The organism is Klebsiella sp. GW_Kp181 (assembly GCF_040062315.1).
In the GTDB taxonomy this organism is placed as follows: domain Bacteria; phylum Pseudomonadota; class Gammaproteobacteria; order Enterobacterales; family Enterobacteriaceae; genus Klebsiella; species Klebsiella oxytoca.
The window spans coordinates 86,359-109,839 of the sequence record NZ_JBEAFR010000077.1 but is presented as its reverse complement, the minus strand read 5'-3'; the positions used below and the strand labels follow the sequence as shown (position 1 = coordinate 109,839).

18 protein-coding genes and 1 pseudogene are annotated in these 23,481 nt (G+C 55.3%); 9 read left to right on the top strand and 10 right to left on the bottom strand.

The annotated features are described in order from the left end of the window. Positions 1-51: 51 nt before the first annotated feature. The 3 genes from argH to argC form a co-directional block, all read right to left on the bottom strand. Positions 52-1,425 carry an argininosuccinate lyase gene (gene argH, locus ABLV11_RS21065; RefSeq protein WP_126489639.1) on the bottom strand — a complete coding sequence of 458 codons (1,374 nt, stop codon included), beginning with the start codon at positions 1,423-1,425 and terminating at the stop codon, positions 52-54. Positions 1,426-1,502: 77 nt separating this feature from the next. Next, entirely contained in the window at positions 1,503-2,279 is a 777-nt protein-coding gene (gene argB / locus ABLV11_RS21060) for an acetylglutamate kinase (protein ID WP_094298910.1), read from the bottom strand. Positions 2,280-2,285: 6 nt separating this feature from the next. Next, positions 2,286-3,290 carry an N-acetyl-gamma-glutamyl-phosphate reductase gene (gene argC / locus ABLV11_RS21055; RefSeq protein ID WP_105889448.1) on the bottom strand — a complete coding sequence of 335 codons (1,005 nt, stop codon included), beginning with the start codon at positions 3,288-3,290 and terminating at the stop codon, positions 2,286-2,288. Between the two features lie 184 nt (positions 3,291-3,474). On the opposite strand from argC, the gene argE reads away from it, so the two are divergent. Both argE and ppc read left to right on the top strand, forming a co-directional pair. Beyond that, positions 3,475-4,626 (top strand): acetylornithine deacetylase, encoded by a 1,152-nt coding sequence (gene argE, locus ABLV11_RS21050; RefSeq protein ID WP_004116916.1) that lies wholly within the window; start codon positions 3,475-3,477, stop codon positions 4,624-4,626. A 254-nt stretch (positions 4,627-4,880) separates the two neighbouring features. Next, entirely contained in the window at positions 4,881-7,532 is a 2,652-nt protein-coding gene (gene ppc, locus ABLV11_RS21045; protein WP_004107564.1) for a phosphoenolpyruvate carboxylase, read from the top strand. Between the two features lie 98 nt (positions 7,533-7,630). Here the strand turns inward: ppc and zinT are convergent, their stop codons facing one another. Beyond that, on the bottom strand, positions 7,631-8,278 hold the full coding sequence (zinT, locus tag ABLV11_RS21040; protein WP_016809664.1) for a metal-binding protein ZinT: 648 nt from the start codon (positions 8,276-8,278) through the stop codon (positions 7,631-7,633). A 592-nt stretch (positions 8,279-8,870) separates the two neighbouring features. Between zinT and ABLV11_RS21035 the strand changes: the two genes are divergently transcribed. From ABLV11_RS21035 to ABLV11_RS21015, 5 genes are all read left to right on the top strand, one after another. Further along, positions 8,871-9,278, top strand: a complete 408-nt coding sequence (locus ABLV11_RS21035) for a DUF1090 domain-containing protein (protein ID WP_126489640.1) — start codon at positions 8,871-8,873, stop codon at positions 9,276-9,278. A 302-nt stretch (positions 9,279-9,580) separates the two neighbouring features. After that, positions 9,581-10,444, top strand: a complete 864-nt coding sequence (locus ABLV11_RS21030; protein WP_004107559.1) for an AraC family transcriptional regulator — start codon at positions 9,581-9,583, stop codon at positions 10,442-10,444. A gap of 204 nt (positions 10,445-10,648) precedes the next feature. Continuing rightward, on the top strand, positions 10,649-11,311 hold the full coding sequence (fsa, locus tag ABLV11_RS21025) for a fructose-6-phosphate aldolase (RefSeq protein WP_004107558.1): 663 nt from the start codon (positions 10,649-10,651) through the stop codon (positions 11,309-11,311). A 56-nt stretch (positions 11,312-11,367) separates the two neighbouring features. Continuing rightward, on the top strand, positions 11,368-12,471 hold the full coding sequence (locus tag ABLV11_RS21020; protein WP_004107557.1) for a glycerol dehydrogenase: 1,104 nt from the start codon (positions 11,368-11,370) through the stop codon (positions 12,469-12,471). A gap of 128 nt (positions 12,472-12,599) precedes the next feature. Then, entirely contained in the window at positions 12,600-13,367 is a 768-nt protein-coding gene (locus ABLV11_RS21015; RefSeq protein WP_016809662.1) for a DeoR/GlpR family DNA-binding transcription regulator, read from the top strand. A 30-nt stretch (positions 13,368-13,397) separates the two neighbouring features. Here ABLV11_RS21015 and ABLV11_RS21010 read toward each other — a convergent pair whose 3' ends face one another. From ABLV11_RS21010 to ABLV11_RS21000, 3 genes are all read right to left on the bottom strand, one after another. Then, entirely contained in the window at positions 13,398-14,294 is an 897-nt protein-coding gene (locus tag ABLV11_RS21010; RefSeq protein WP_004107555.1) for a DMT family transporter, read from the bottom strand. A gap of 144 nt (positions 14,295-14,438) precedes the next feature. Further along, on the bottom strand, positions 14,439-15,326 hold the full coding sequence (metF, locus tag ABLV11_RS21005; protein ID WP_017145150.1) for a methylenetetrahydrofolate reductase: 888 nt from the start codon (positions 15,324-15,326) through the stop codon (positions 14,439-14,441). A 166-nt stretch (positions 15,327-15,492) separates the two neighbouring features. Next, complete coding sequence (locus ABLV11_RS21000; protein ID WP_126489641.1) at positions 15,493-16,398, bottom strand: LysR family transcriptional regulator; 906 nt, start codon at positions 16,396-16,398, stop codon at positions 15,493-15,495. Between the two features lie 91 nt (positions 16,399-16,489). Here ABLV11_RS21000 and ABLV11_RS20995 point away from each other — a divergent pair, with 91 nt between their 5' ends. Continuing rightward, positions 16,490-16,891, top strand: coding sequence for a carboxymuconolactone decarboxylase family protein (locus ABLV11_RS20995; protein WP_064344079.1), 402 nt, complete (start codon positions 16,490-16,492; stop codon positions 16,889-16,891). 5 nt (positions 16,892-16,896) lie between these two features. Here ABLV11_RS20995 and ABLV11_RS20990 read toward each other — a convergent pair. After that, positions 16,897-18,453, bottom strand: a pseudogene (locus ABLV11_RS20990) (bifunctional UDP-sugar hydrolase/5'-nucleotidase). Positions 18,454-18,591: 138 nt separating this feature from the next. Between ABLV11_RS20990 and ABLV11_RS20985 the strand changes: the two are divergent. Beyond that, positions 18,592-19,728 (top strand): cytoplasmic protein, encoded by a 1,137-nt coding sequence (locus tag ABLV11_RS20985; protein WP_126489642.1) that lies wholly within the window; start codon positions 18,592-18,594, stop codon positions 19,726-19,728. Here ABLV11_RS20985 and ABLV11_RS20980 read toward each other — a convergent pair. Both ABLV11_RS20980 and metB read right to left on the bottom strand, forming a co-directional pair. Then, positions 19,703-22,135: a bifunctional aspartate kinase/homoserine dehydrogenase II gene (locus tag ABLV11_RS20980; protein ID WP_070555317.1), complete on the bottom strand. Its 2,433-nt coding sequence runs from the start codon at positions 22,133-22,135 to the stop codon at positions 19,703-19,705. The genes ABLV11_RS20985 and ABLV11_RS20980 overlap by 26 nt on opposite strands. 2 nt (positions 22,136-22,137) lie before the next feature. Then, on the bottom strand, positions 22,138-23,298 hold the full coding sequence (metB, locus tag ABLV11_RS20975; protein WP_004107548.1) for a cystathionine gamma-synthase: 1,161 nt from the start codon (positions 23,296-23,298) through the stop codon (positions 22,138-22,140). Positions 23,299-23,481 lie beyond the last annotated feature (183 nt).

Genomic DNA, 23,481 nt, shown 5'->3' with positions numbered 1-23,481 from the left:
GGTTACCCGAGCTTCCTTTATTTAATGCCTTTCAGGCAGCGAACAGATAGCTCAAACCAGGCGCGATTTAGCGTCGGCAATCGCCTGAGCAACCTGCTGCGGAGAAACGCCGCCTTTAGCCGCTCGCTTATCCAGACACGACTGCAGCGAAAGAATCGGATAGACGTCATCAGCAATAACGCCGCTAAATTTTTGTAAATTGGCCAGAGGGAGATCTTCCAGCGGTTTGCCCTGGGCAATGGCTTCTACTACCGCTTCACCCACAATATGGTGCGCCTCACGGAACGGTACGCCTTTAGCTACCAGATAGTCCGCCAGCTCGGTGGCATTCGCGTATCCCTGCTGCGCGGCTTCTTCACAGCGCGGGCGTTTCACCTGAATACCGTCAAGCACCAGCGCCGCCATATGCAGGCAGTCGAGCCAGGTATCAAGCGCGTCAAACAGGCCTTCTTTATCTTCCTGCATATCTTTGTTGTAGGCCAGCGGCAGCCCTTTAAGGGTCATCATCATGCCGGTCAGGGCACCCTGCACGCGGCCGCATTTACCGCGGATCAGCTCCAGCGCATCCGGGTTTTTCTTCTGCGGCATCAGGGATGAACCCGACGTCACGCGGTCAGAAAGCTCCACAAAGCCCGCTTCGCCGGTATTAAAGAAGATCAGATCTTCGGCAAAACGCGACAGGTGGACCATGCCGATTGAGGCATCGGACAGCAGTTCCAGGACGTGATCGCGATCGGACACGCTGTCCAGGCTATTGCGGGTCGCCGTTGCGAAACCCAGCCAGCCGGCAAGCTGTTCGCGATCGATTTCATAGGCGGTCCCCGCCAGCGCGCCGCAGCCCAGCGGGCTGACGTCCAGACGCTTCAGCGCATCCTGCAGGCGGCTTTCATCACGCGCCAGCATTTCGACATAGGCCAGACACCAGTGAGCGAACGTCACCGGCTGCGCGCGCTGCAGGTGGGTATAGCCCGGCATGACCGCGTCCTGATTAGTCTCCGCCGTCTCAACCAGCGCGCTTTGCAGCTGACGATTCGCCGACAGCAGTTCCACCACGGTATCTTTGCACCACAGCTTCAGGTCCGTTGCGACCTGGTCATTACGGCTGCGCCCGGTGTGCAGCTTTTTGCCCAGTTGGCCAACCTTGTCGATCAGTTTACCTTCTACCCAGCTATGAATATCTTCCGCATCGCTTTCGAGGATCTGCTGCGGATTAGCCCGTACTTCTTCCAGCAGAATGTTCAGCGCCTCTTCCAGCTTCTGCTGTTCATCAGCGGTCAGTACGCCCACCGTCACCAGCGCTTTGGACCAGGCAACAGAGCCAACGATATCCTGCTCCGCCAGGCGATAGTCAAAGCGCAAAGAGTCGTTGAACTGTTTGAACCGCTGATCCGCTGCCTGAGTAAAACGCCCACCCCAAAGTGCCATAACATGCTTCCTTAATATCTTTGAATTTTATTGCCCGGCGGCGCTGCGCTTACCGGGCCGACAAAATGATAAATTGATTATGCCAGAATACGCGTGCCGATCGGCGTACCGTTAAACAGCGCAGGGAGCTGCTCTGCGTGCCGCCAGGAGGCGATATCGACCGGGCGGCCTAATGTCCGCGCCGCGTCCAGAGCCGCATTCACTTTGACGATCATTCCGTCGGTGATAATGCCCTGCTCGATCAGTTGTTCAGCTTTCCCGGCGGTCATTTCAGCAATACGCTGACCTTTGCCATCGAGAATGCCGCTCACGTCTGACAGCAGAATCAGGTCTGCGCCAAGCGTTGCCGCCAGCGCGGTCGCCGCCTGGTCGGCGTTGACGTTCATTAACTTACCGTCATCGGTAACGCCGATGGAGCTGACAACCGGCAGATAACCGCCCGCCAGCAGCGTGTTAATCAGCGCCGGAGACCCCGGCTGAGCAAATCCGACATGGCCGAGCTCTTCATCAAGCTGCGTCACTTTGACGCTATCGCCATCGCCGAGGAATAGCCCAACGGAAGCCAGGCCGTGTTTCTTCGCCCACGCCAGCAGCGTTTTATTGGCGGTTCCCGCCAGCGCGCCGGTAATAATGTCGATCTGATCCGCCGGGGTGACCCGCAGACCATTTTTCTTGTTCACCGGCAGATTAAGCTGCTTCATCAGTTCATCCACCACGCAGCCGCCGCCGTGCACAATAATTAGCGGGCGCTGATGTGATTCACGGTAGTTCACCAGGGCAGTAAACAGGCGCTCCAGCGCTTCTTCGCTGTCCAGCAGGACGCCGCCGAGTTTGATAATTAAAGGATTCATCATCACACCTTAAATAAGAGACTGCGTCTCAGCGAAGCCGAAACGAATGTTAGCGCACTGTACGGCCTGCGCGGCCGCACCTTTCAGCAGGTTATCTTCCGCCGCCACCACGATGATATGTTCATCCTGGACTGCAAAACCGATATCACAGAATGGCAGACCCACGACATTTTTCAATGCAGGGACCCCGCGATCGTATAAACGTACCAGCGGTTTATCCGCATAGGCCTGCTGGAACACCGCCGCGACCTGTTCTTTACTGACGCCGGGCTTCAGACGGCAGGTAATGGTTTCCAGAATCCCACGCTTAAAATTGCCCAGATGCGGGGTAAAAATAACGTCCGCGCCCAGGTGGGTGGAGATTTCCGGGTGATGGCGGTGATTGAAAACGCCGTAGGGTTGCAGGCTGACTTCGCAGAAGCTGTTACCGAGAGAGGCTTTACGCCCGGCGCCGCTGACCCCGCTGGTCGCGTTGATCACCGGCCACTGGTTAAGATCCAGCAGTCCCGCATCGATCAGCGGTTTTAACGATAGCTGAGCCGCCGTCGGGTAGCAGCCGGGTACGGCAATCAGATTTGCCTCTTTTAGCTTTTCGACGCTCCACTCGGCCAGGCCGTAAACCGCCTGTTCAAGCAGTTCAGGGTGCTGATGAGTGAAACCATAATATTTTTCATAGAAGGCGCCGTCATTCACGCGGAACGCCCCGGAGAGATCGAACACCACGCAGCCCGACGCGAGAAACTGCGGCGCCAGATCGTGGCTCACTTCATGGGCGGTAGCCAGAAAAACGACATCGACTCCGGCGCTAAACTCGCTGATATCAGACATCGGCTGCAGCGGCAGATCGACAATGCCTTTCAGTTGCGGATGCAAATCGGAAACTAATTTTCCCGCATCATTGCTTTGCGCGGAGACCGTCAAAGCGGTTATGGTCATATGAGGATGGCGATTTACATAGGCCACTAGCTCTGCGCCGGCATAACCGCTGGCGCCCACAATCAGCGTGTTCAACATTGGGGCTCTTCACCTTCTTGCTTACGTATATTTGCCCTGGAAGACCGTTGCCTTCCCCACCCTGTTGAGCCGTAAGCGCATCATCCTTACGTTCGATGGGTTTCCTTACGCTCAACGATAATGTATTTTTATTCACAAATAATGCATGAATATTGATACTATCACGACCCGAGGTGTGTCAACAATGAAAAACAATTTACCGCCCTTTATCGAGATTTACCGCGCGCTGATCGCCACACCTTCCATCAGCGCAACCGAAGAGGCGCTGGATCAAAGCAATGAGTCTTTAATCAATTTACTGGCGGGCTGGTTCCGTGATATCGGCTTTAATGTTGAAGTTCAGCCGGTGCCGGATACGCGTAATAAATTCAACCTGCTGGCGAGTACCGGCCACGGCGCAGGCGGCCTGCTGCTTGCCGGGCACACCGATACCGTCCCGTTTGATGATGGCCGCTGGACTCGCGATCCTTTTACCCTGACCGAGCATGACAATAAGCTATACGGCCTGGGCACTGCGGATATGAAAGGCTTCTTCGCCTTTATTCTCGATGCCCTGCGCGATGTCGATGTGGCTAAACTGAAAAAGCCGCTCTATATTCTGGCGACGGCCGATGAAGAGACCAGCATGGCCGGCGCGCGCTATTTCGCCGAAACGACCCAACTGCGGCCGGACTGCGCCATTATCGGCGAACCGACTTCGCTGCAGCCGGTACGCGCGCACAAAGGCCATATCTCTACTGCCGTTCGCGTTCAGGGGCAGTCTGGCCACTCCAGCGACCCGGCACGCGGCGTCAACGCCATTGAGCTAATGCACGATGCCATCGGCCGCATCATGCAGCTGCGCGATGACCTGAAAGAGCGTTATCACTACGCCGCATTTACCGTCCCGTATCCCACACTTAACCTTGGGGCCATTCACGGCGGCGATGCCTCCAACCGCATTTGCGCCTGTTGCGAACTGCATATGGATATTCGCCCGCTGCCCGGAATGACCCTCAACGATCTTAACGGGCTGCTGAACGAGGCGCTGGCACCGGTGAGTGAGCGTTGGCCTGGTCGCCTGACCGTTGCTGAACTGCATCCGCCGATCCCTGGCTACGAATGCCCACCGGACCATAAGCTGGTTGAGGTAGTCGAAAAACTGCTCGGCGCGCAGACCGACGTGGTCAACTACTGCACCGAAGCGCCGTTTATTCAGACCCTCTGTCCGACGCTGGTATTAGGCCCGGGCTCGATTAACCAGGCCCACCAGCCGGATGAGTATCTGGAAACGCGCTTTATTAAGCCAACCCGCGAGCTCATTACCCAGGTGGTCCACCATTTCTGCTGGCATTAAAACGCGCGCCCTCTGGTGATTTTTTTCCGCACGAGAGGGTGACAATTATCACGTTTTCATAAGCAACACTTATCAAGCGACCTCTGAGTTAAATTTCGCAAATTGCCGCTATTTATTCGTTTGCTGAAGCGATTTCGCAACAATTGACGCGGGGGGTTTTACGTGGCTTTATAAAAGACGGTTGCTTATCCACTGCTCAAATTTTCGAGCGCCGGATATAACAAAATAAAATGAGATGGGGTGTCTGGGGTAACATGAACGAACAATATTCCGCTTTGCGTAGTAATGTCAGTATGCTCGGTAAGGTGCTGGGCGACACCATCAAGGATGCGCTAGGAGAAAACATTCTTGATCGTGTCGAAACTATCCGTAAGTTGTCCAAATCTTCTCGCGCTGGCAATGAAGCCAACCGCCAGGAGCTGCTCACCACGCTGCAAAACTTGTCCAACGACGAGCTGCTGCCGGTGGCGCGCGCCTTTAGCCAGTTTCTGAACCTGGCCAATACCGCTGAGCAATACCACAGCATTTCGCCAAAAGGCGAAGCGGCCAGTAATCCTGAAGTGATTGCCCGCACCCTGAGAAAGCTCAAAGAGCAACCGAATCTCAACGAAACGATTATTAAACAAGCCGTTGAATCCCTGTCGCTGGAACTGGTGCTGACCGCACACCCGACAGAAATCACGCGTCGTACGCTGATCCACAAGATGGGCGAGATCAACAACTGCCTGAAGCTGCTCGATAATAACGATATTGCTGACTATGAGCGCCACCAGGTCATGCGCCGTCTTCGCCAGCTGATTGCCCAGTCCTGGCATACCGATGAAATCCGTAAGCATCGCCCTACCCCGGTGGATGAAGCCAAATGGGGCTTCGCGGTTGTCGAAAATAGCCTGTGGGAAGGCGTACCAAACTACCTGCGTGAGCTGAATGAGCAGCTGGAAGATAACCTCAACTATCGGCTGCCGGTGGATTTTGTCCCGGTCCGCTTTACCTCGTGGATGGGCGGTGACCGCGACGGCAACCCGAACGTAACCGCCGACATTACCCGCCACGTCCTGCTGCTCAGCCGCTGGAAAGCCACCGATCTGTTCCTGAAAGACGTGCAGCTGCTGATTTCCGAGCTGTCAATGGTCGAGTGTACCGACGAGCTTCGTGAACTGGCAGGCGCGGAAGGCGCGCAGGAACCCTATCGTTACCTGATGAAAAAACTGCGCACGCAGCTGATGGAGACGCAGGCCTGGCTGGAAGCGCGCCTGAAGGGGCAGAAGCTACCGAAACCGGCGGGCCTTATCACGCAAAACGAGCAGCTATGGGAACCGCTCTACGCCTGTTACCAGTCGCTCCAGGCCTGCGGTATGGGGATTATCGCCAACGGCGAGCTGCTCGATACCCTGCGCCGCGTAAAAGCCTTTGGCGTACCGCTGGTGCGTATCGATATCCGTCAGGAAAGCACCCGTCACACCGAAGCGCTGGGCGAGATGACCCGCTACCTCGGCATCGGCGACTATGAAAGCTGGTCAGAAGCTGACAAACAGGCCTTCCTGATCCGCGAACTGAATTCCAAACGTCCTCTGCTGCCGCGTCAGTGGGAGCCGAGCGAAGAAACCCGCGAAGTGCTTGAGACCTGCAAAGTCATCTCCGAAGCGCCGCGCGGCTCTATTGCAGCCTATGTGATTTCGATGGCCAAAACGCCGTCAGACGTCCTGGCAGTACATCTGCTGCTGAAAGAAGCCGGTATCGGCTTTGCGCTGCCGGTCGCTCCGCTGTTCGAAACCCTGGACGACCTGAATAACGCCGACGACGTTATGACCCAACTGCTGAATATCGACTGGTATCGCGGCTTTATCCAGGGCAAGCAGATGGTCATGATCGGCTATTCCGACTCGGCGAAAGATGCGGGCGTAATGGCCGCCTCCTGGGCGCAGTACCAGGCGCAGGACGCGTTAATTAAAACCTGTGAAAAGGCCGGCATTGAGCTGACGCTGTTCCACGGCCGCGGTGGTTCTATCGGTCGCGGCGGCGCGCCGGCGCACGCGGCCCTGCTCTCTCAGCCTCCGGGAAGCCTGAAAGGCGGCCTGCGCGTCACCGAACAGGGCGAGATGATCCGCTTTAAATACGGTCTGCCGGAAGTCACCATCAGCAGCCTGTCGCTTTACACCAGCGCGATTCTGGAAGCCAACCTGCTGCCGCCGCCAGAGCCAAAAGCGCAATGGCGCGACATCATGGCCGAGCTGTCCGACGTCTCCTGCGAGATGTACCGCGGCTACGTGCGTGAAAATAAAGATTTCGTTCCTTACTTCCGTTCCGCTACGCCGGAGCAGGAGCTGGGTAAACTGCCGCTGGGCTCGCGCCCGGCCAAACGTCGCCCGACCGGCGGCGTCGAGTCGCTGCGCGCCATTCCGTGGATCTTCGCATGGACGCAAAACCGCCTGATGCTGCCAGCCTGGCTGGGTGCCGGCGCTGCGCTGCAAAAAGTCGTCGAAGGCGGCAAGCAGAGCGAGCTGGAGAGCATGTGCCGCGACTGGCCGTTCTTCTCTACTCGTCTCGGCATGCTGGAGATGGTCTATTCAAAAGCCGATCTGTGGCTGGCGGAATATTACGATCAGCGTCTGGTGAAGCCCGAACTGTGGAAGCTGGGCGAAGAGCTGCGCGAACTGCTGTCTGCTGACATCAACGTGGTGCTGGCCATCGCCAACGATTCCCACCTGATGGCCGACCTGCCGTGGATCGCGGAGTCCATCCAGCTGCGTAATATCTATACCGACCCGCTGAACGTACTTCAGGCCGAACTGCTGCATCGTTCACGCCTGGCGGAAGAGAAAGGTGAAAAACCGGATCCGCGCGTTGAACAAGCGCTGATGGTCACCATCGCAGGCGTTGCGGCTGGTATGCGTAACACCGGCTAATTCGCCTTGAGAAACCTGTAGCCCGGCTAAGCGTGCGTAGCGCGAGCCGGGTTAAAAACCTCGGCCCCGGTAAGCATCGCGTTTACCGGGGCTTTTTATTAGTGATGCAGCATTTCGTCGACAATCTGCTCTTTATGCAGCGCGTAAGGGTAGTAGGTCGGCCAGTTATCCATCTCTTTCAGCAGCGCTTCCTGCGACTCATTGCCCATAAAGATATGGAAATGTTGGGATTTGCGCGGCGCAATGGTGTGATCGCTAAACTGGACGAACTTTGGCGCTTTTGAATCCGCCTGCTGGCATTCAAAGAGGTAGCGCACGCCTTTTTTACCGGATGCGTAGGTCAGGATTTTGTAACCGGAATAGGCGTACTTACAGGTATTCACGGTTTTTCCGATGTGAAACTCCATGACGTTATCTTCGATACCAATCTGGTCCACATCGGTGGCATAGCCCTTCTTATAGTATTCCCGATATTCCGCCACGCTTTTACCGGCTTTTTTGGCCTTCTGCTCCAGCACGGCATCTAAATCGCCGTTCAGCAGATAGGGATTTACCGACTGCCAGATACCGTCCCAGTCGCTCAGCGCCCTGTCCTTTACATCCTGGTCGGCAAAAATGCCTTCACTCGCCTTTTGCTCTGCTTCGGTCAGCGCCGGGCCATGACTATGGTGGCCGTGGGCAACAGCCTGGCTGCTCGCCAGGACCAGGCTCATACCAAGCATAAGCGCGGAAATCTTTCGGGTCATCACTCTCTCCTGAGTTTAGGTTAGCAATAATATGTTACGGTATAACATAACATTAATATTATGCAACACACTTTCATACCCTGACTTCCCCTTTTCGGGATACCCATTGCGCCGAAAAGCAGCCGCTTTGGTCAGAAAATAATCCCTGAGATCTGTTTTAGCAGATGGGTTTTCAGTGGCCAGATAAAAAAACAGCAGATATCATGAAAAAACCTATGGCCTAATTTATCCATCAATAGTGGTTGTGCATTTTCTTGCAAAAGGGCAAAACATCGACAAACAAATAAACCTCATAGATATCAATATTTCTAAAAAAATAAAGTGAGTGATTTATTAAAACCATCATCTGAATGTCCGCGCACCTTTTACTTTATATTTTACCAGCGAGGTAGCCACACGCAACTCAACGGGATTGTTGTATTTTATATTTTTGATTATAAATCATAAAGTTAACAATTAACTTTACATCATATAATTATAAGAGAAATCCTGGTCAATGGTTATTGACCGGGTCTCTTTTCTCAAATAACATTCAATATTAAATAACTACAAAACTCTCGCCCTTACTGTTTAAATTGATAAAGGACTTATCATGGAGTTTATAATTAAATCACTTACCTGTTTTATATTACTTAGCCCTTTTGTTTCTGCCGCAGCCACTGCATCCGATAAATGGTCTGGTTGTGCGGAAAAAGAATATCAAATTCAAAAACAGCTGGAGTATGCCAAAGCTTACGGAAATATACATAGAATCAGGGGGCTGGAAAGCGCGCTGACAAAAGTACAACGCTACTGCACAGACGGTAAACTTACTTCTGAGTGGCAAGAGAAGGTTGCGGACAAGGAGAGTAAGGTCCGCGAGCGCATGGAAGAACTACGCCACGCCCAGGCTTCAGGCGATCCAGAAAAAATCAGAAAAAAAGAGAAGAAGCTACAAGAAGCCAAAAATGAGCTTATGGAAGTACAATCTGGCCTCAATCAGTCACTGACCAGGCAATAAAGAAAAGAGACTGGACTAACCTCCTGGTTAAGCCAGCTCTCTTTCCGTTAGCTGATTGTCGACAAGATATTCCCCTCGCTCACTCCCATGTTAAGTAATGAAAAATCCTGATATGTGATGCCGCCAGAAGCAATCCGCCGTACGCAGAAATAACTTGTAAGCACATGATTGCAAAAATATAAAAACAGACAGAGCCGAAGAATAATCCTGCTTCGATGGAGTATCTTATGCCACCCTCTGGTATTCTGCCTTTTCCACGATGTTCGGTATGATGCAGATAAAGCATGTTTTGCGGAGCGATAATGGATAACGGCATCAATCAGGTTATTGATTCTTTTATTAAAGGTCAGGCGGTAATCGGCAAAGTCCATTTTTCCACAGAGTCCAGACCGGCTTCTGAAAAAGCGCTATGCGTCGATTTTCCGCGCCTCGAAATCATGCTTGAGGGTCAGCTTCAGGATCCGGCGATTAAAGCCGATTGCGCCCGGCTCATGCCGCACGATGTGCTCTATATTCCGGCTGGTGGATGGAACGCTCCTCAATGGCTGGTGCCCTCCACGCTGTTAACCATCCTGTTTGGTAAACAACAGCTGGAATTCGCCCTGCGCCGCTGGGACGGCGGCGCGCTTAGCGTGCTGGATAAACAGCAGGTTCCGCGCCGCGGCCCCCGGGTCGGCTCTTTTCTTCTGCAGGCGCTAAATGAAATGCAGATGCAGCCGCAGGAACAGCACACGGCCCGCTGTATCGTCACCAGCCTGCTCAGCCACTGCGCCGATCTGCTGGGCAGTCAGGTGCAAACGTCATCGCGCAGCCAGGCGCTGTTTGAAGCGATTCGTAAGCATATTGATGCCCACTTTGCCGATCCGTTAACCCGGGAGTCGGTGGCGCAAGCGTTTTATCTCTCGCCTAACTATCTTTCCCATCTGTTCCAGAAATGCGGGCCAATGGGGTTTAACGAATACCTGAATCATATTCGCCTGGAACAGGCCAGAATGCTGTTAAAAGGCCACGATATGAAAGTGAAAGATATCGCCCATGCCTGCGGTTTTGCCGACAGCAACTACTTCTGCCGCCTGTTCCGCAAAAACACCGAACGCTCGCCGTCAGAGTATCGCCGTCAGTATCATAGCCAGTTGACGGAAAAAACCGCTTCGCCGGAAAACTAGATTTTTGTGTGTTAAACCTGACTTTTGTACGTAGTTTTATCCCACTGTTGATCCTGCTCTCGAGATAAATGTGATCTAAATCACCCTTAGTCTTAATGCGTACATTTATCCAGTTTTTGGCAAATTTGTCATCTGGCGACCCTTCGAGTGAAAGCCGTATTCTTACCTCAACGACACCACGAATTAAGCACTGAGGAAAGCATTATGGAACTCTATCTGGACACCGCAAACGTAGCAGAAGTTGAACGCCTGGCCCGTATTTACCCGCTGGCAGGCGTGACCACCAACCCGAGCATTATCGCCGCAGGCAAAACGCCGGTTTGGGATGTTCTGCCGCGCCTGCAAAAAGCCGTCGGCCCGGAAGGTATTTTGTTCGCCCAGACCATGAGCCGCGACGCGCAGGGCATGGTGGAAGAAGCCAAGCGCCTGAGCAACGCCGTTCCCGGTATTGTGGTAAAAATTCCGGTGACTGCCGAAGGCCTCGCTGCGATCAAACTGTTGAAAAAAGAAGGTATCCCCACGCTTGGTACGGCGGTCTATAGCGCATCTCAGGGCCTGCTGGCTGCGCTGGCCGGGGCAAAATACGTTGCACCTTATGTAAACCGCGTCGACGCCCAGGGCGGCGACGGCATCCGCATGGTCCAGGAGCTGCAATCTCTGCTGGAGCTGCATGCGCCGGAAAGCAAAGTGCTGGCCGCCAGCTTTAAGACGCCGCGCCAGGCGCTGGATTGCCTGTTAGCCGGTTGCGAAGCTATTACCCTGCCGTTAGATGTAGCGCAACAAATGCTCGGCACCCCTGCGGTAGAGTCAGCCATTGAGAAGTTTGAGCAGGACTGGAATAACGCTTTTGGAACTCTGAACCTGTAACCCGATCGGCGGACCGCCCCAGGAGGCGGCATCCCGGTCATCCAGGAGGAATAGAAATGGATCGCATTATTCAATCACCCGGTAAGTACATTCAGGGCGCGGACGCAATTTCTCGCCTTGGCGGATACCTCAAACCGCTGGCTGAGCGCTGGCTCATCGTTGGCGATAAATTTGTACTCGGTTTTGCCGAAGAAAAACTGCGTAAAAGCCTGGCGGATGCCGATCTGGTTGGCGAAATCGCGCCGTTTGGCGGCGAATGCTCACACAATGAAATCAACCGCTTGCGTGATATTGCCGGTTCCGCCCGCTGCACAGCCGTGCTGGGTATCGGCGGCGGCAAGACGCTGGATACCGCAAAAGCATTAGCACACTTTATGAATCTGCCGGTGGTGATTGCCCCGACGATTGCCTCCACCGATGCCCCCTGCAGCGCGCTCTCTGTCATCTATACCGATGACGGCGAGTTTGATAGCTACCTGATGCTGCCGCGCAACCCGAACATGGTCATTGTCGATACGCAAATCGTTGCCGGCGCCCCGGCGCGCCTGCTGGCGGCCGGTATCGGCGACGCGCTGGCGACCTGGTTTGAAGCGCGTGCCTGCTCCCGCAGCGGCGCCACCACCATGGCGGGCGGCAAATGTACTCAGGCAGCGCTGGCGCTGGCTGAACTGTGCTACAACACGCTGATTGAAGAAGGTGAAAAAGCGATGCTGGCGGCAGAGCAGCACGTTGTGACGCCAGCGCTGGAGCGGGTGATTGAAGCCAACACCTACCTGAGCGGCGTCGGCTTTGAAAGCGGCGGCCTGGCGGCTGCGCACGCTATCCACAACGGCCTGACTGCGATCCCGGATGCTCACCACTACTATCATGGTGAAAAAGTAGCTTTCGGTACGCTCACGCAGCTGGTACTGGAAAACGCGCCGGTAGAAGAGATCGAAACCGTAGCGGCGCTGTGCCATAGCGTCGGACTGCCTATCACCCTGGCGCAGCTGGATATTAAAGCCGATATCCCAGGCAAAATGCGTACCGTAGCGGAAGCCGCCTGCGCAGAAGGCGAAACCATCCATAATATGCCCGGCGGCGCAACGCCGGATCAGGTTTATGCCGCGCTTCTGGTTGCCGACCAATACGGTCAACGCTTCCTGCAAGAGTGGGAATAACCCCTCCCGACATACCCGCCAGCAGGCGGGTATCTTCTTCTCACCCGCCATTGCCCGCCAAAACGATGTATTTTATAGTGCGATTTTCCTTTGGGTGAGTCGTAGATATGCAGTCATCAGATCGAAGAATGAGCATTTACGCTATTCTGCAGCAGGACAAAAAAGTCGTCGTCAATGAGCTCGCCGCAAAGTTCGCTGTCACTAAAATGACCATCCGTCGCGACCTCTCCTTCTTTGAAAAACAAGGTATTGTTAAAACGACCTACGGCGGAGCCTATTTGACCAGCGGCGCCAGCGCCGGTCACAGCTTTCTGCTGAACTCGATTCAAATGGATGATGATAAGCATCTCATAGGCCAGAAAGCCGCCGAACTGATTGAAGATGGCGATACCCTTATTATCGACTGCGGCGCCACTCCGCTGGCGCTCGCTCAGTTTATTTTAGATAAAAGAATCATGGTGATAACCAATTCCTTCCCGGTCGTTAATCTGCTGAAAGGGCGTAAAAATATTAAATTGATCGTAGCGCCTGGCGAATATGACGAGGAGGCTCAGGGAATGATTTCTTTCAGTACCGCCGACTTCTTTCATAACATCCATGCCGACAAGGTCTTCCTTGGCACTCAGGGAATCAACGACGAGGGCGAGCTGACGGTAGCAACCATGGCCGGCGCGCACGTCAAGCAAACGCTGATGCGGGCCGGAAGACAGAAAATCCTGCTGGCGGACAAAACGAAATTTGGCCAAACGTTTCTTGCGGGTTACGGTCGTCTGGCAGACCTTGACTTCGCCGTTTGCCAGTCCGGTCTTTCCGCCGATATTCTCTCTCTGATGGACAGGCAAAACGTACAGCTACTGCTGGCTGAAATCGCTTCTGATGGCCCGGCGTCCGCATAGGGGTAATTGAGCGTTTTGCGTTGATAATACTTATGCGTCCTGCCCCCGAGCGTCACGCTTCTTGAGGCTGATTAGGGTCAGCGCGAGGACAATCAGCACAATACCGGCGCCTTCAACCGGACCCGGGTTTTCCCCTAAGAGCCACCATGAAAACAGGACTCCGCAGACCGGGACCGCCAGGGTGCTCAGCCCCGCGACGCTGGCGGGCAAATTACGTAACACAAATAACCAGAGGCACCAGGCCAGCGCCGTGGCCAGAATCGCGCTATATCCCAACGCCCAAAAAACCCCAGGCTGCCAGTCAATGCTGCGCTGCGGCACCAGCCAGGCGACGGCGCTCATCACCAGCGCGCCATACAGCATTTGCCAGCTGGTCAAGGCCAGTAAATCCACGCGCGGATAGCGGGCATACATCCGCTTCACCACAATCGCGCTGGCCCCCCAGCTTATGCCAGAGAGGATTGCCAGCAGGGCGCTTTTCATCGACGAAAAATCGAGCTGCCACGGCTGCAGCACCAGCAATAAACCCAGCGCCGCCACGCCTATCGCGGCATACTGCAGCCGCCGCATGCGTTCGCCTAAAAATAGCGCCGCCATCATGACCACCCAAAACGGCATGGTATAGCTTAGAACCGCAACCTTCCCGGCCCCGCCGCTGACCAGCGCCCACTGGGCAAGCCCAACCATCCCGCAGGTCTGCAGCAGGGCAATCGCCAGCGTGTAGCCAAATGGCGTGGGCCGCATTCCGCGACCGCGCAGCAGCAAAACGATAAACAGCAAAGCCGCCCCCAAAATACAGCGCAGCGCGGTAAAATCGAACGCGCCGATATAGAGCGTCACCTGCTTCATCGCAATCCAGCTGTAGCTCCAGATAAGCGTCAGCACAATCAGGCCGCCGAAGGCCAACGGGCTATTTTTCCCTGCCATAATCATCATCCAACCATCATGAATATTTTGCGGGCACTATACTCGCTTTGCTGGCGGGACGATAAACCAAAAGCAGCGGCGTCGAATGCGTTTTCGACACCGCAGAGAAAAGAAGGAAGATAAGGGGAGGAAACTGAATCTTGTTTACGCCGGACGCACGCCCAGCGTGTGGCAAATCGCGTAGCTCATTTCCGCGCGGTTCAGGGTATAGAAGTGGAAATCTTTCACCCCTTCACGACTTAAAATCTTCACCATATCCATTGCGATATTCGCCCCTACCAGCTGGCGGGTTTCGGGGTCATTGTCCAGACCTTCAAACATTTTCGCCATCCACGTCGGGATACGCACGTTGGTCATGTCGGCAAATTTTTTCGCTTGCTTAAAGTTAGAGACCGGCAGAATACCCGGAATGATTTCGACATCGATACCCGCGGAGACGCAGCGGTCGCGGAAACGCAGGTAGCTTTCCACATCGAAGAAGAACTGGGTAATCGCGCGGTTTGCTCCGGCTTCGACTTTACGCTTCAGGTTGAGCAAGTCTGCCTGCGCGCTTTTAGCTTCGGGATGAACCTCCGGATAAGCCGCGACGGAAATATCAAAATCCCCGACCTCTTTCAGCAGAGTCACCAGGTCAGCGGCATACATATCCGGCTTTCCGCTGCCCGGCGGCAGGTCGCCGCGCAGCGCAACAATATGGCGGATCCCGCTATCCCAGTAATCTTTGGCAATGGTACGCAGCTCATCACGGCTGGCGTCGATACAGGTCAGATGCGGCGCGGCCTCAAGTCCGGTACGCTCCTTAATACCTTTGATAATGCTATGGGTACGGTCACGTTCACCGGAGTTGGCGCCGTAGGTTACGGAGACAAACTTCGGCTTCAGGATGCTGAGGCGATCGATGGATTTCCAGAGGGTTTGCTCCATTTCACTGGTGCGCGGCGGAAAGAATTCAAAGGAGACGTTAATCTGGCCCTGTACTTCCGCCAGGCTCTGATTCAGGGCTTCCCGCTGATTGGCGTGAAAAAAGCTCATACCTTACCTCATCAATCGCATTTTATTGTTTGTTGTATCGCGAACTTCTATACGTTTAGACGTCCAGATGTAAAAATGACGGAAAAGGACACTGGCGTCAATAGAAAAATCAGCGTAAACAGTGAGGAATATTCAGCCTGGATGAAATTAATTCATCTCCTCTGTACTAAGGCAATGATTTTTCAAGTACTGCAGTCAACTCTTCCAACAACATCTTATTTGCCGGCATCGTGACCACGCCCAGCCTGAGCGGAAGCTGCTGACTGGCATCCTGAAGAGGACAGAAAACCACACCCTGACGCTGAATAGCAGAAAAGGATGCCGGCAGTAAAATCATCCCTTCCCCACGCGCAATCCGCGCCAGCAGAACATCGTGCTCGGCGGGCTCCTCCACGTAGGCGGGCGTATAGCCAACCCGGTCAAAAATGCGTCGCGTATAGTCAAAAAAATCGGGATTACGCTCGCGTTTAAACCAAAACAGCGGCCGGTGATTGAGCGCGCTTAACGCCAGATCCGCCTGACCGATCTCTGGCCAGGCTGCCGGTAGGGCCGCAATGAGCGGTTCATAATACGATAAAGCGCGCAGGTGAAGGCCATCGGTATTCAGCGGCAGGGCGATCAGCGCCGCATCGAGTGTACCCTTGCGCACCCGCTGAGCCAGCGCCGGCGAGGGCTGACGGGTAATATGCAAAGCGCGGTTATGTTCGCCCAAAGCAGCTTCTGCGGCGGCGAAAACTCCTTGTTCAAAAGCGGTCGTCAGGCCCAGACGAAGAGGCTGCTGCGAGTGTGCCGAGAGCTGGCTCAGCGCTGCCAGAGTGCGTTCCTGAAGCGCCAGCAGCGGCCGGACCATGTCCAGCACTCGCCTTCCCTCTTCGGTAAGAATCAGGCCTTTGGTATGGCGCAAAAATAACGTCAGCCCCAGCTGCGCCTCGAGATGGCGGATATGACGGCTCAGCGGCGGCTGCGAAATAAATAGCCGCTGCGCCGCCCGGCTGATGTTGTTTTCCTCCGCAACCACGGCGAAGTAGCGCAGCAGGCGAATATCCAGATTCTGTAAACGTGAATTTGTCATACTGAAAAGGTATCACGAAAAGGGTATTACTCAAGCCCGGTAAACTTACCTAACCTTCATCGCTATGCACAATCACACTGAGGAAAAAGCGATGACCAGCAAACGTTTTACTATCGGACAAGAAATGCTACAGCGCGTGGATGGCAAAGGCGGCGATGCCGTCGTCAATAGCCTGAAGGATATTGCCCCCGATTTCGCCCGCTATCTGATTGAGTTTCCCTTCGGCGATATTTACGCCAGGCCAGGGCTCGATTTACGCAGCCGGGAAATCGCGACCATCGCGGCGCTTACGGCTCTCGGCAACGCAGCGCCGCAGCTAAAAGTGCATATCGCCGCCGGATTAAATGTCGGTCTGACGCAAGAAGAGATGACGGAAGTTATCATGCAAATGGCGGTCTATGCCGGATTCCCGGCAGCCCTGAATGGCCTGTTTGCCGCTAAAGAAGTTTTCGCAGCGCAGCGATCGGCAGGCCGGACTAACCGCCCGGCCTGAAACGACTATTTCTTCACATCGACGACACGCATGTCGTTAAGCTGCTCGTCCGTCACCTTATTTCCGGCTTTGAAGTAGTCCACTACCGCATTTGAAACGTAGTAGCCGCCGGAAGTATTACGCGCTTGCCCTTGGGTAAACGCGGCAAAACCATCGCCGCCATCGGCAAGGAAGCTGTTGGTGGCAATATGATAAACCGTGGCATCTTCAATCGGCTGACCATTGAGCAAAAACGATACGACGCGCTGGCCCACCGGTTTACTGCTGTCGTAGTTCATTTCCAGGCCTCTGGAGACCTGCAGCACGCCGTTGCTTAATCCCGCGCCATGCTCCATCAGGCTACGTAGCTGCTTCCCGGTTAAATCCATGGTGACCAGCTCGTTAGGGAACGGGAAGGTACTGATAACGGCTCCCATGCTCACTGCCCCGGCGGGAATTTCATTACGAATACCGCCTGAGTTAGTTAACGCCAGCTGCGTCTCCTTACCTGCCGCCTGCATCAAGGCATCCGCGGCAAGGTTGCCCAGCGGTGAAGAGACGCCATAAGCGCGAGTAAGCTCGACCGGCGCTTGAGCAATAACCTGCTGCACCACGCGATCCAGCTTTTTATTCCAGCCGTCGATGACCTGCTGCGTCTGCGGGTCAGGTTTCCACTCATCGGCATAGATAGTCTTCAGCTCGAAGTTCTTCACGGTGAACTGATGCGGTTTTTCCTGATAATCCAGCACCAGTTTCCCTACGTCGATGCCGCCGCTATCGGTAGAAAGAATTAACGTATTACCGACTTTAATCGGTTCCGGCGTGCCGACATGGGCATGGCCGGTAATCAAAATGTCCAGCCCGTTGACCTGGCTTGCGGTCTGAATATCTTTATCCAGCGCACACCGTACATCGGTCCCCCCCTGACTCGACTAGCGTGCCGGGACGCCTTCGTGAATCAGAGCTACGGTCAGATCCACTTTACCTTTCAGTTCATCGATATAGTGCTGTAACCATTTCACCTCGTCGCGCGCTTCGATACCCACCCGCGTTGCGGCGGATACCGTATCGTCAAAGGCAAAAACGCCGTGCAGGCCGATCACGCCGATTTTCACGCCCTCTTTTTCGATAATGGTATAGGGCTTATCCCAGAACGCTTTATCGCTGTTCTGATAAAAAATGTTGCCCTGCACAATCGGGAATTTCGCCTGGCTAAGCTGGAGCAGCGTATTGTCCCAGCCGTGATCGAACTCATGGTTACCTATCGTCGCCGCATCGTAGGGCATGGTGTTCATGATATCGATAATTGCTTTGCCCTTTGTCAGGCTGCTGATATAGGGTCCGGTAAAATAGTCGCCGGCATCAAAAAACCAGGTCGCGCTATTTTTCGCCTTTTCCTGCTTAACCATCGTGGTGATATTCGCCCAGCCGCCGATGTCCCGTTTACCGTCGGCAATCCACGGCACTTTATAGGGTTCGACGTGGGCATGGAGATCGTTGGTGTAAATGAGGGTGACATCTTTGGCGCAGGCCCAGAAAGGCAAAGTCAGCAGGAGGGCGGCGCTCATTGTTTTTAATTTCATCGGAGTTCCTTTCAGAGAGGTCAAGAAGCGCTAAGTTACGTTCTGAAAGACTTTTTTATGTGAGAGCATTCACATTTGTATGCAACCTGAGCAGGGCAAAATTAACGACCTGCAAAAATCGTTGGTGCTGGCCCGCTCGTGGAGACTCTTTTTACCATTAACGCCTGTAAAACCTACGGTTGCCGTAACCTGGGTTTATCCTCTGCGGCCGACTACCGTTTTCCGGACTATCGGCTGGGTTATCCCGCGCTGTACTGCGCAGCCTGCGGCAGCTATCCACCGCTGTTTAATGATGATGAGTTCCGACCCTGGCTGGCCGCCTATCTGACGGATAACGCCCGGCGCTCTGGCTATTTTTGCCCGGCCTGTTATCGGCGAGATATAATTCGCTATGGCTACAATCCGAAGGGAACCCAGCGGCTTCAGTGCCGCCGCTGTGAAAAAGTCTGGACGCCAAAACATCACCATAGCCCGGTAATGGAGAGCCCGCAGCACATCTGCAGCGTACCGTTGATTGTGCCGTTTCAGGGTTATGAGGCCGGGCAGAAACTCTATCTCTTACTCAGCTTCGACGCCGTACGCGGCAACGTTCTCCATCTTTCGTCGAACTTCACGCCTTTTCCGGTTGGCGTATCACTACGCTATCGCTGGCGGGGAAGAGAAGCGCCTCAGGGCATTGCGGGCGATATCGTTCAGCGAATCTCTCAGACCGAAGCGGGCTTTTTACAACGCAGTCAATTCGATGAGATACAGTACGGCAGCGCCGCGCCAAAGCGTCATTCCCGCGGCGCCATTCTGCGCCCGGTCATCGCCGCACACGGCCATTTCAAGCTGCTCAGCCGTCGTTTTCCAGCGATAAAAAGGCACATCATTGCTCATGAATGTTTTTTACGCGGCGCGGCGATCGTTGCCTGGGCGCCTCTGTTTCGCCAGCGGAAAGGAGAGCTGTGGTATGTGGAGGAAGAGATAAACAACCCCGCCAGTTCGGCACCGTGGCGGCTGCAGGGCAAAACGCATCATGGCTGGTGGCAAAATCCGTGGCAGCTCTGGACGCAGGGAGAGAACCGAAAAATGGTCTGCCAGCTTGCCGGAACGCCGGACGAGAACGCCTCTACCCCTGACCTCGCGGCCAGCCGACGCTTCACAACCTGGCTGGAAAAGAGACCCGAGTTCACGCAAAGCGCCCTGTTTTCAGCAGGGCGGGTGACGCAAATACTGGTCTCGTTGGCTCAAGAGTATAACGAGACGCTTACAGCAGCTGCGCCAGACGATTGATATCCGACTGAATTGCCCCGGCGGTCACATCGCGACCGGCGCCCGGACCGCGTATCACCAGCGGGTTATCGCGATACCAGCGGCTCTCAATGGCAAAGACGTTATCACACGGCAGCAGCGCCGCCAGCGGGTGCTCTTCGCGCACCGCTTCCACGCCGACGCGAGCTTTACCGTTGGCGTCAAAACGCGCCACGTAGCGCAGCACCAGCCCCATCTCGCGCGCTGCTTCCAGACGCTGCAGCATCTGCTCGTTCAGCGCTTCACCGTTCTCGAAGAAGTGATCCACCGAACCTTCTTCACAGTGGGCGGGCACCAGCGATTCTACGCGCACCTGATCCGGCTCGATGTCGTAGCCCGCTTCTCGTGCCAGGATCACCAGCTTACGCATGACGTCTTTCCCGGAAAGATCGACGCGCGGGTCCGGTTCCGTCAGCCCCTGCTGCCAGGCCTGATCGACCAGATCAGTAAACGGTACGGTGCCGTCAAACTGCAGGAACAGCCACGAGAGAGTGCCGGAGAAAATACCGCTCAGCGCCAAAATGGTATCGCCGCTATCAATCAAATCGCGCACCGTATGGTTGACCGGCAGACCGGCGCCGACGGTGGCGTTGTACAGCCAGTGGCGCCCGGTTTTCTCGAACGCATCGTGGATCTGGCGATATTTACTGCTGCTACTGGCGCCAGCCAGCTTATTCGCGCTAATAACGTGGAAGCCATGGCTGGCAAAATCGAGGTACTGATCGGCCAGCTGCTCGCTGGCGGTTACATCCAGCACCACTAAATCATCATACGGATGCGCGCGCATCCACAGGAACAGCGACTCTTCATCCTGCTCAACGGCCTCATCATTAAAGAAAGCCAGCGCGCGGCTGGCGTCTAGCCCTTCATAATTGAGCAGACTGCGGCGGCTATCCACGACGCCGGCAAGGATGAATTCAAACCCGGTGCGGGCGGAAAGCGTGGTCTGCTCGCGAGCAAACAGCTCCAGCCAGCGGGAACCAATGTTGCCTTTACCAAACAGTATCAGACCAATGCGTTTTTCCGCGCGGAACAGCGACTGATGCAGGCCCTGGATAAGGCTTTCTGTCGGCCCGGCGCGCAGCACCGCGACCAGGCTAATCCCCTCTTCTGATTGCCAGGTGAACTCTACCGGCTGGCCTTTTAGCTGCTGCCAGAAGCGGTGGCAGTGCAGCGGGTTACGGGTCACGCCAGCGCCGACCATCGCCACCAGCGCCAGCTTCTGACGCAGGCGCAGCTCGCCCGGCAACCCCGCTTCGTCGAGCAGCTTCAGAGCACTGTCGGCGACTTCAGAGGTATAGCAGAACTGCAGCAGCTTACGGTCGGCATGTACGCCAACCGCCAGCGGACGCAGCTGAGCGCGTTTTAAAATCGCGTCCAGCTCTTTATGCGCCAGTTTGAAATCCTGGCCGCCGGGCACCTGGAACTCAATCAGGCAGACATCATCATGGCTGGTAACGATTCGCGCGCCGGTACCGGAAGCCAGTACGCGTTCGATGCGCGTAGAGCCCTGATCCGGGGTGTAGCTACAGCGTAATTGTAAATCGATATCGCTGCCGGAAACCGGCTGCAGCGTACGGGCGTGCAGTACCGGAGCCGCCAGACGGGCCAGTTCGCTGGCTTCATCAAGACGCAGCAGCGGTAACAGGCAGGCATCTTTCACTTTGCGCGGATCCGCGCTGTAGACCCCGGCCACGTCGCTCCAGATAGTGACGCGGGACGCCCCGGCCAGCGCGCCGATCTGGGTGGCGGAATAGTCGGAACCGTTACGCCCGAGCAGTACGGTTTCCCCGGCGTTGTTACGCGAGATAAAGCCGGTTACAACCAGGCGTTTATTCGGATGCTGCGCTATCAGCTGCTGCAAAAGCGGGTAGGATAAACCTTCATCCACCTGCGGCTGTGGGGAGCGCTCGGCGCGTAAGAAGCTACGCGCATCCAGCCAGGCGGCTTCTACGCCCAGGTGATTCAACACCGCCGCCATCAGGCGGGCCGACCAGATTTCGCCGTGGCCGACGACTTCGGCATAGACCGCGTCCGTTACGCCGCCATCAAGCAGCCCGGCAAGGCGTTCAAGATCCAGAATAAACGTGGCGATTAGCGCGTCGGCAGCGTCCGGAGCAAGCAGTCCGGAAATCAGCTCCATCTGATAACGACGAAGCGATTGTTGCACCTGATGCGCAGAGAGGCGATCGGTCTGGCTGAGCTTCAGCCAGCTGATCAACTGGTTGGTGGTACTGCCGGCGGCGGAGACGACCATCATATCGCCCGCCTGCGAATACTCCGTCATGATACCCGCGACGCGCAGGTAACATTTCGCATCCGCTAAACTACTCCCACCAAATTTGTGCAGCTGACGACCCTTCGCCCCTGCCTGCGCAATCACACTCATGTTTATTCCTCGTTTGCTGCCCGGAAGCCATTTTCCAGGTCGGCAATTAAATCTTCACCATCTTCAATACCGGTCGAAATACGCAGAAGCGTTTCTGAGATCCCGGCGGCCGCACGCGCTTCAGGCGCCATGCCCGCATGGGTCATCGTCGCGGCGTGAGAAATCAGGCTTTCCACGCCGCCCAGCGATTCCGCCAGCGTAAACAGCGATAACCCGCTCAGGAAACGACGCAGCGTCTGCTCATCGCCATCCAGCTCGAAGCTTAACATCGCCCCAAAGCCTTTTTGCTGACGCGCCGCAATCTCATGCCCCTGGTTTTCCGGCAGGGACGGATGGTACAGTTTTTTCACCAGCGGCTGGGTTTTCAGGTAGTCGACAATCGCCAGCGCGTTGCGCTGCGCCACTTCCATACGCGGAGAAAGCGTACGTAAACCGCGCAGCAGCAGATAGCTATCAAACGCCCCGCCGGTGACGCCGATATTATTCGCCCACCATGCCAGTTCGGTGACGGTCGCCGGATCTTTGGCGATAACCACCCCGGCCACCACATCAGAATGACCGTTCAAATATTTGGTGCATGAATGCAACACCAGATCGGCGCCCAGCGCCAGCGGATTCTGCAAAGCCGGGCTCAGGAAGGTGTTATCAACCACGCTGACCGCTCCAGCCTCACGCGCCAGACCGCAGATTTTCGCAATATCCACAACTCTCAGCAATGGATTACTTGGGCTTTCGACCAGAACCAGCTTCGGTTTTTCCGCCAGTGCGGCGCGCAGCGCCTGTTCGTCATTCTGATCGACAAACAGCACGCGATAGCAGCCACGCTTCGCCAGGCTATCAAACAGACGGTAGCTGCCGCCGTAGCAGTCGTGAGGCGCCACCAGCAGATCGCCCGGTTTCAGGAAGACGGTAGTCACCAGCAGAATTGCCGACATCCCGGTATTCGTCAGGACCGCCCCTGCGCCGCCCTCCAGCTCCGCCAGCGCACGCTGCACAACATCACGTGTCGGATTACCGCGACGAGAGTAGTCGTGGGCGCGCGGTTCGTTAAATCCGGTGAAGTTATAGGTGCTGGAGAGATGAATGGGCGGGACAACGCAACCGTACTGCTCGTCGTCATTTAAACCGCTACGCACTGCGATGGTGGCCTGTTTACGCGTCATGTTGGGGAGTTCCTGGCTGAGTCGGTGAAAAGTCAGGTGTCAGAGTAATCATTGTTATAATAGACGTCAATACATCTGGACATCTAAACTTCTTTGCGTATAGATTGAGCAAACCGGAAATAGCCGTTAAAATTATATGCATTAGCGCACATCCGTGGCGGCTTGTTTGGTGTCAGACGCGCC

Coding starts and splice junctions, on each gene's coding strand:
- argH (WP_126489639.1), bottom strand. CDS start 1,425: ATGGCACTTTGGGGTGGGCGTTTTACTCAGGCAGCGGATCAGCGGTTC.
- argB (WP_094298910.1), bottom strand. CDS start 2,279: ATGATGAATCCTTTAATTATCAAACTCGGCGGCGTCCTGCTGGACAGC.
- argC (WP_105889448.1), bottom strand. CDS start 3,290: ATGTTGAACACGCTGATTGTGGGCGCCAGCGGTTATGCCGGCGCAGAG.
- argE (WP_004116916.1), top strand. CDS start 3,475: ATGAAAAACAATTTACCGCCCTTTATCGAGATTTACCGCGCGCTGATC.
- ppc (WP_004107564.1), top strand. CDS start 4,881: ATGAACGAACAATATTCCGCTTTGCGTAGTAATGTCAGTATGCTCGGT.
- zinT (WP_016809664.1), bottom strand. CDS start 8,278: ATGACCCGAAAGATTTCCGCGCTTATGCTTGGTATGAGCCTGGTCCTG.
- ABLV11_RS21035 (WP_126489640.1), top strand. CDS start 8,871: ATGGAGTTTATAATTAAATCACTTACCTGTTTTATATTACTTAGCCCT.
- ABLV11_RS21030 (WP_004107559.1), top strand. CDS start 9,581: ATGGATAACGGCATCAATCAGGTTATTGATTCTTTTATTAAAGGTCAG.
- fsa (WP_004107558.1), top strand. CDS start 10,649: ATGGAACTCTATCTGGACACCGCAAACGTAGCAGAAGTTGAACGCCTG.
- ABLV11_RS21020 (WP_004107557.1), top strand. CDS start 11,368: ATGGATCGCATTATTCAATCACCCGGTAAGTACATTCAGGGCGCGGAC.
- ABLV11_RS21015 (WP_016809662.1), top strand. CDS start 12,600: ATGAGCATTTACGCTATTCTGCAGCAGGACAAAAAAGTCGTCGTCAAT.
- ABLV11_RS21010 (WP_004107555.1), bottom strand. CDS start 14,294: ATGGCAGGGAAAAATAGCCCGTTGGCCTTCGGCGGCCTGATTGTGCTG.
- metF (WP_017145150.1), bottom strand. CDS start 15,326: ATGAGCTTTTTTCACGCCAATCAGCGGGAAGCCCTGAATCAGAGCCTG.
- ABLV11_RS21000 (WP_126489641.1), bottom strand. CDS start 16,398: ATGACAAATTCACGTTTACAGAATCTGGATATTCGCCTGCTGCGCTAC.
- ABLV11_RS20995 (WP_064344079.1), top strand. CDS start 16,490: ATGACCAGCAAACGTTTTACTATCGGACAAGAAATGCTACAGCGCGTG.
- ABLV11_RS20980 (WP_070555317.1), bottom strand. CDS start 22,135: ATGAGTGTGATTGCGCAGGCAGGGGCGAAGGGTCGTCAGCTGCACAAA.
- metB (WP_004107548.1), bottom strand. CDS start 23,298: ATGACGCGTAAACAGGCCACCATCGCAGTGCGTAGCGGTTTAAATGAC.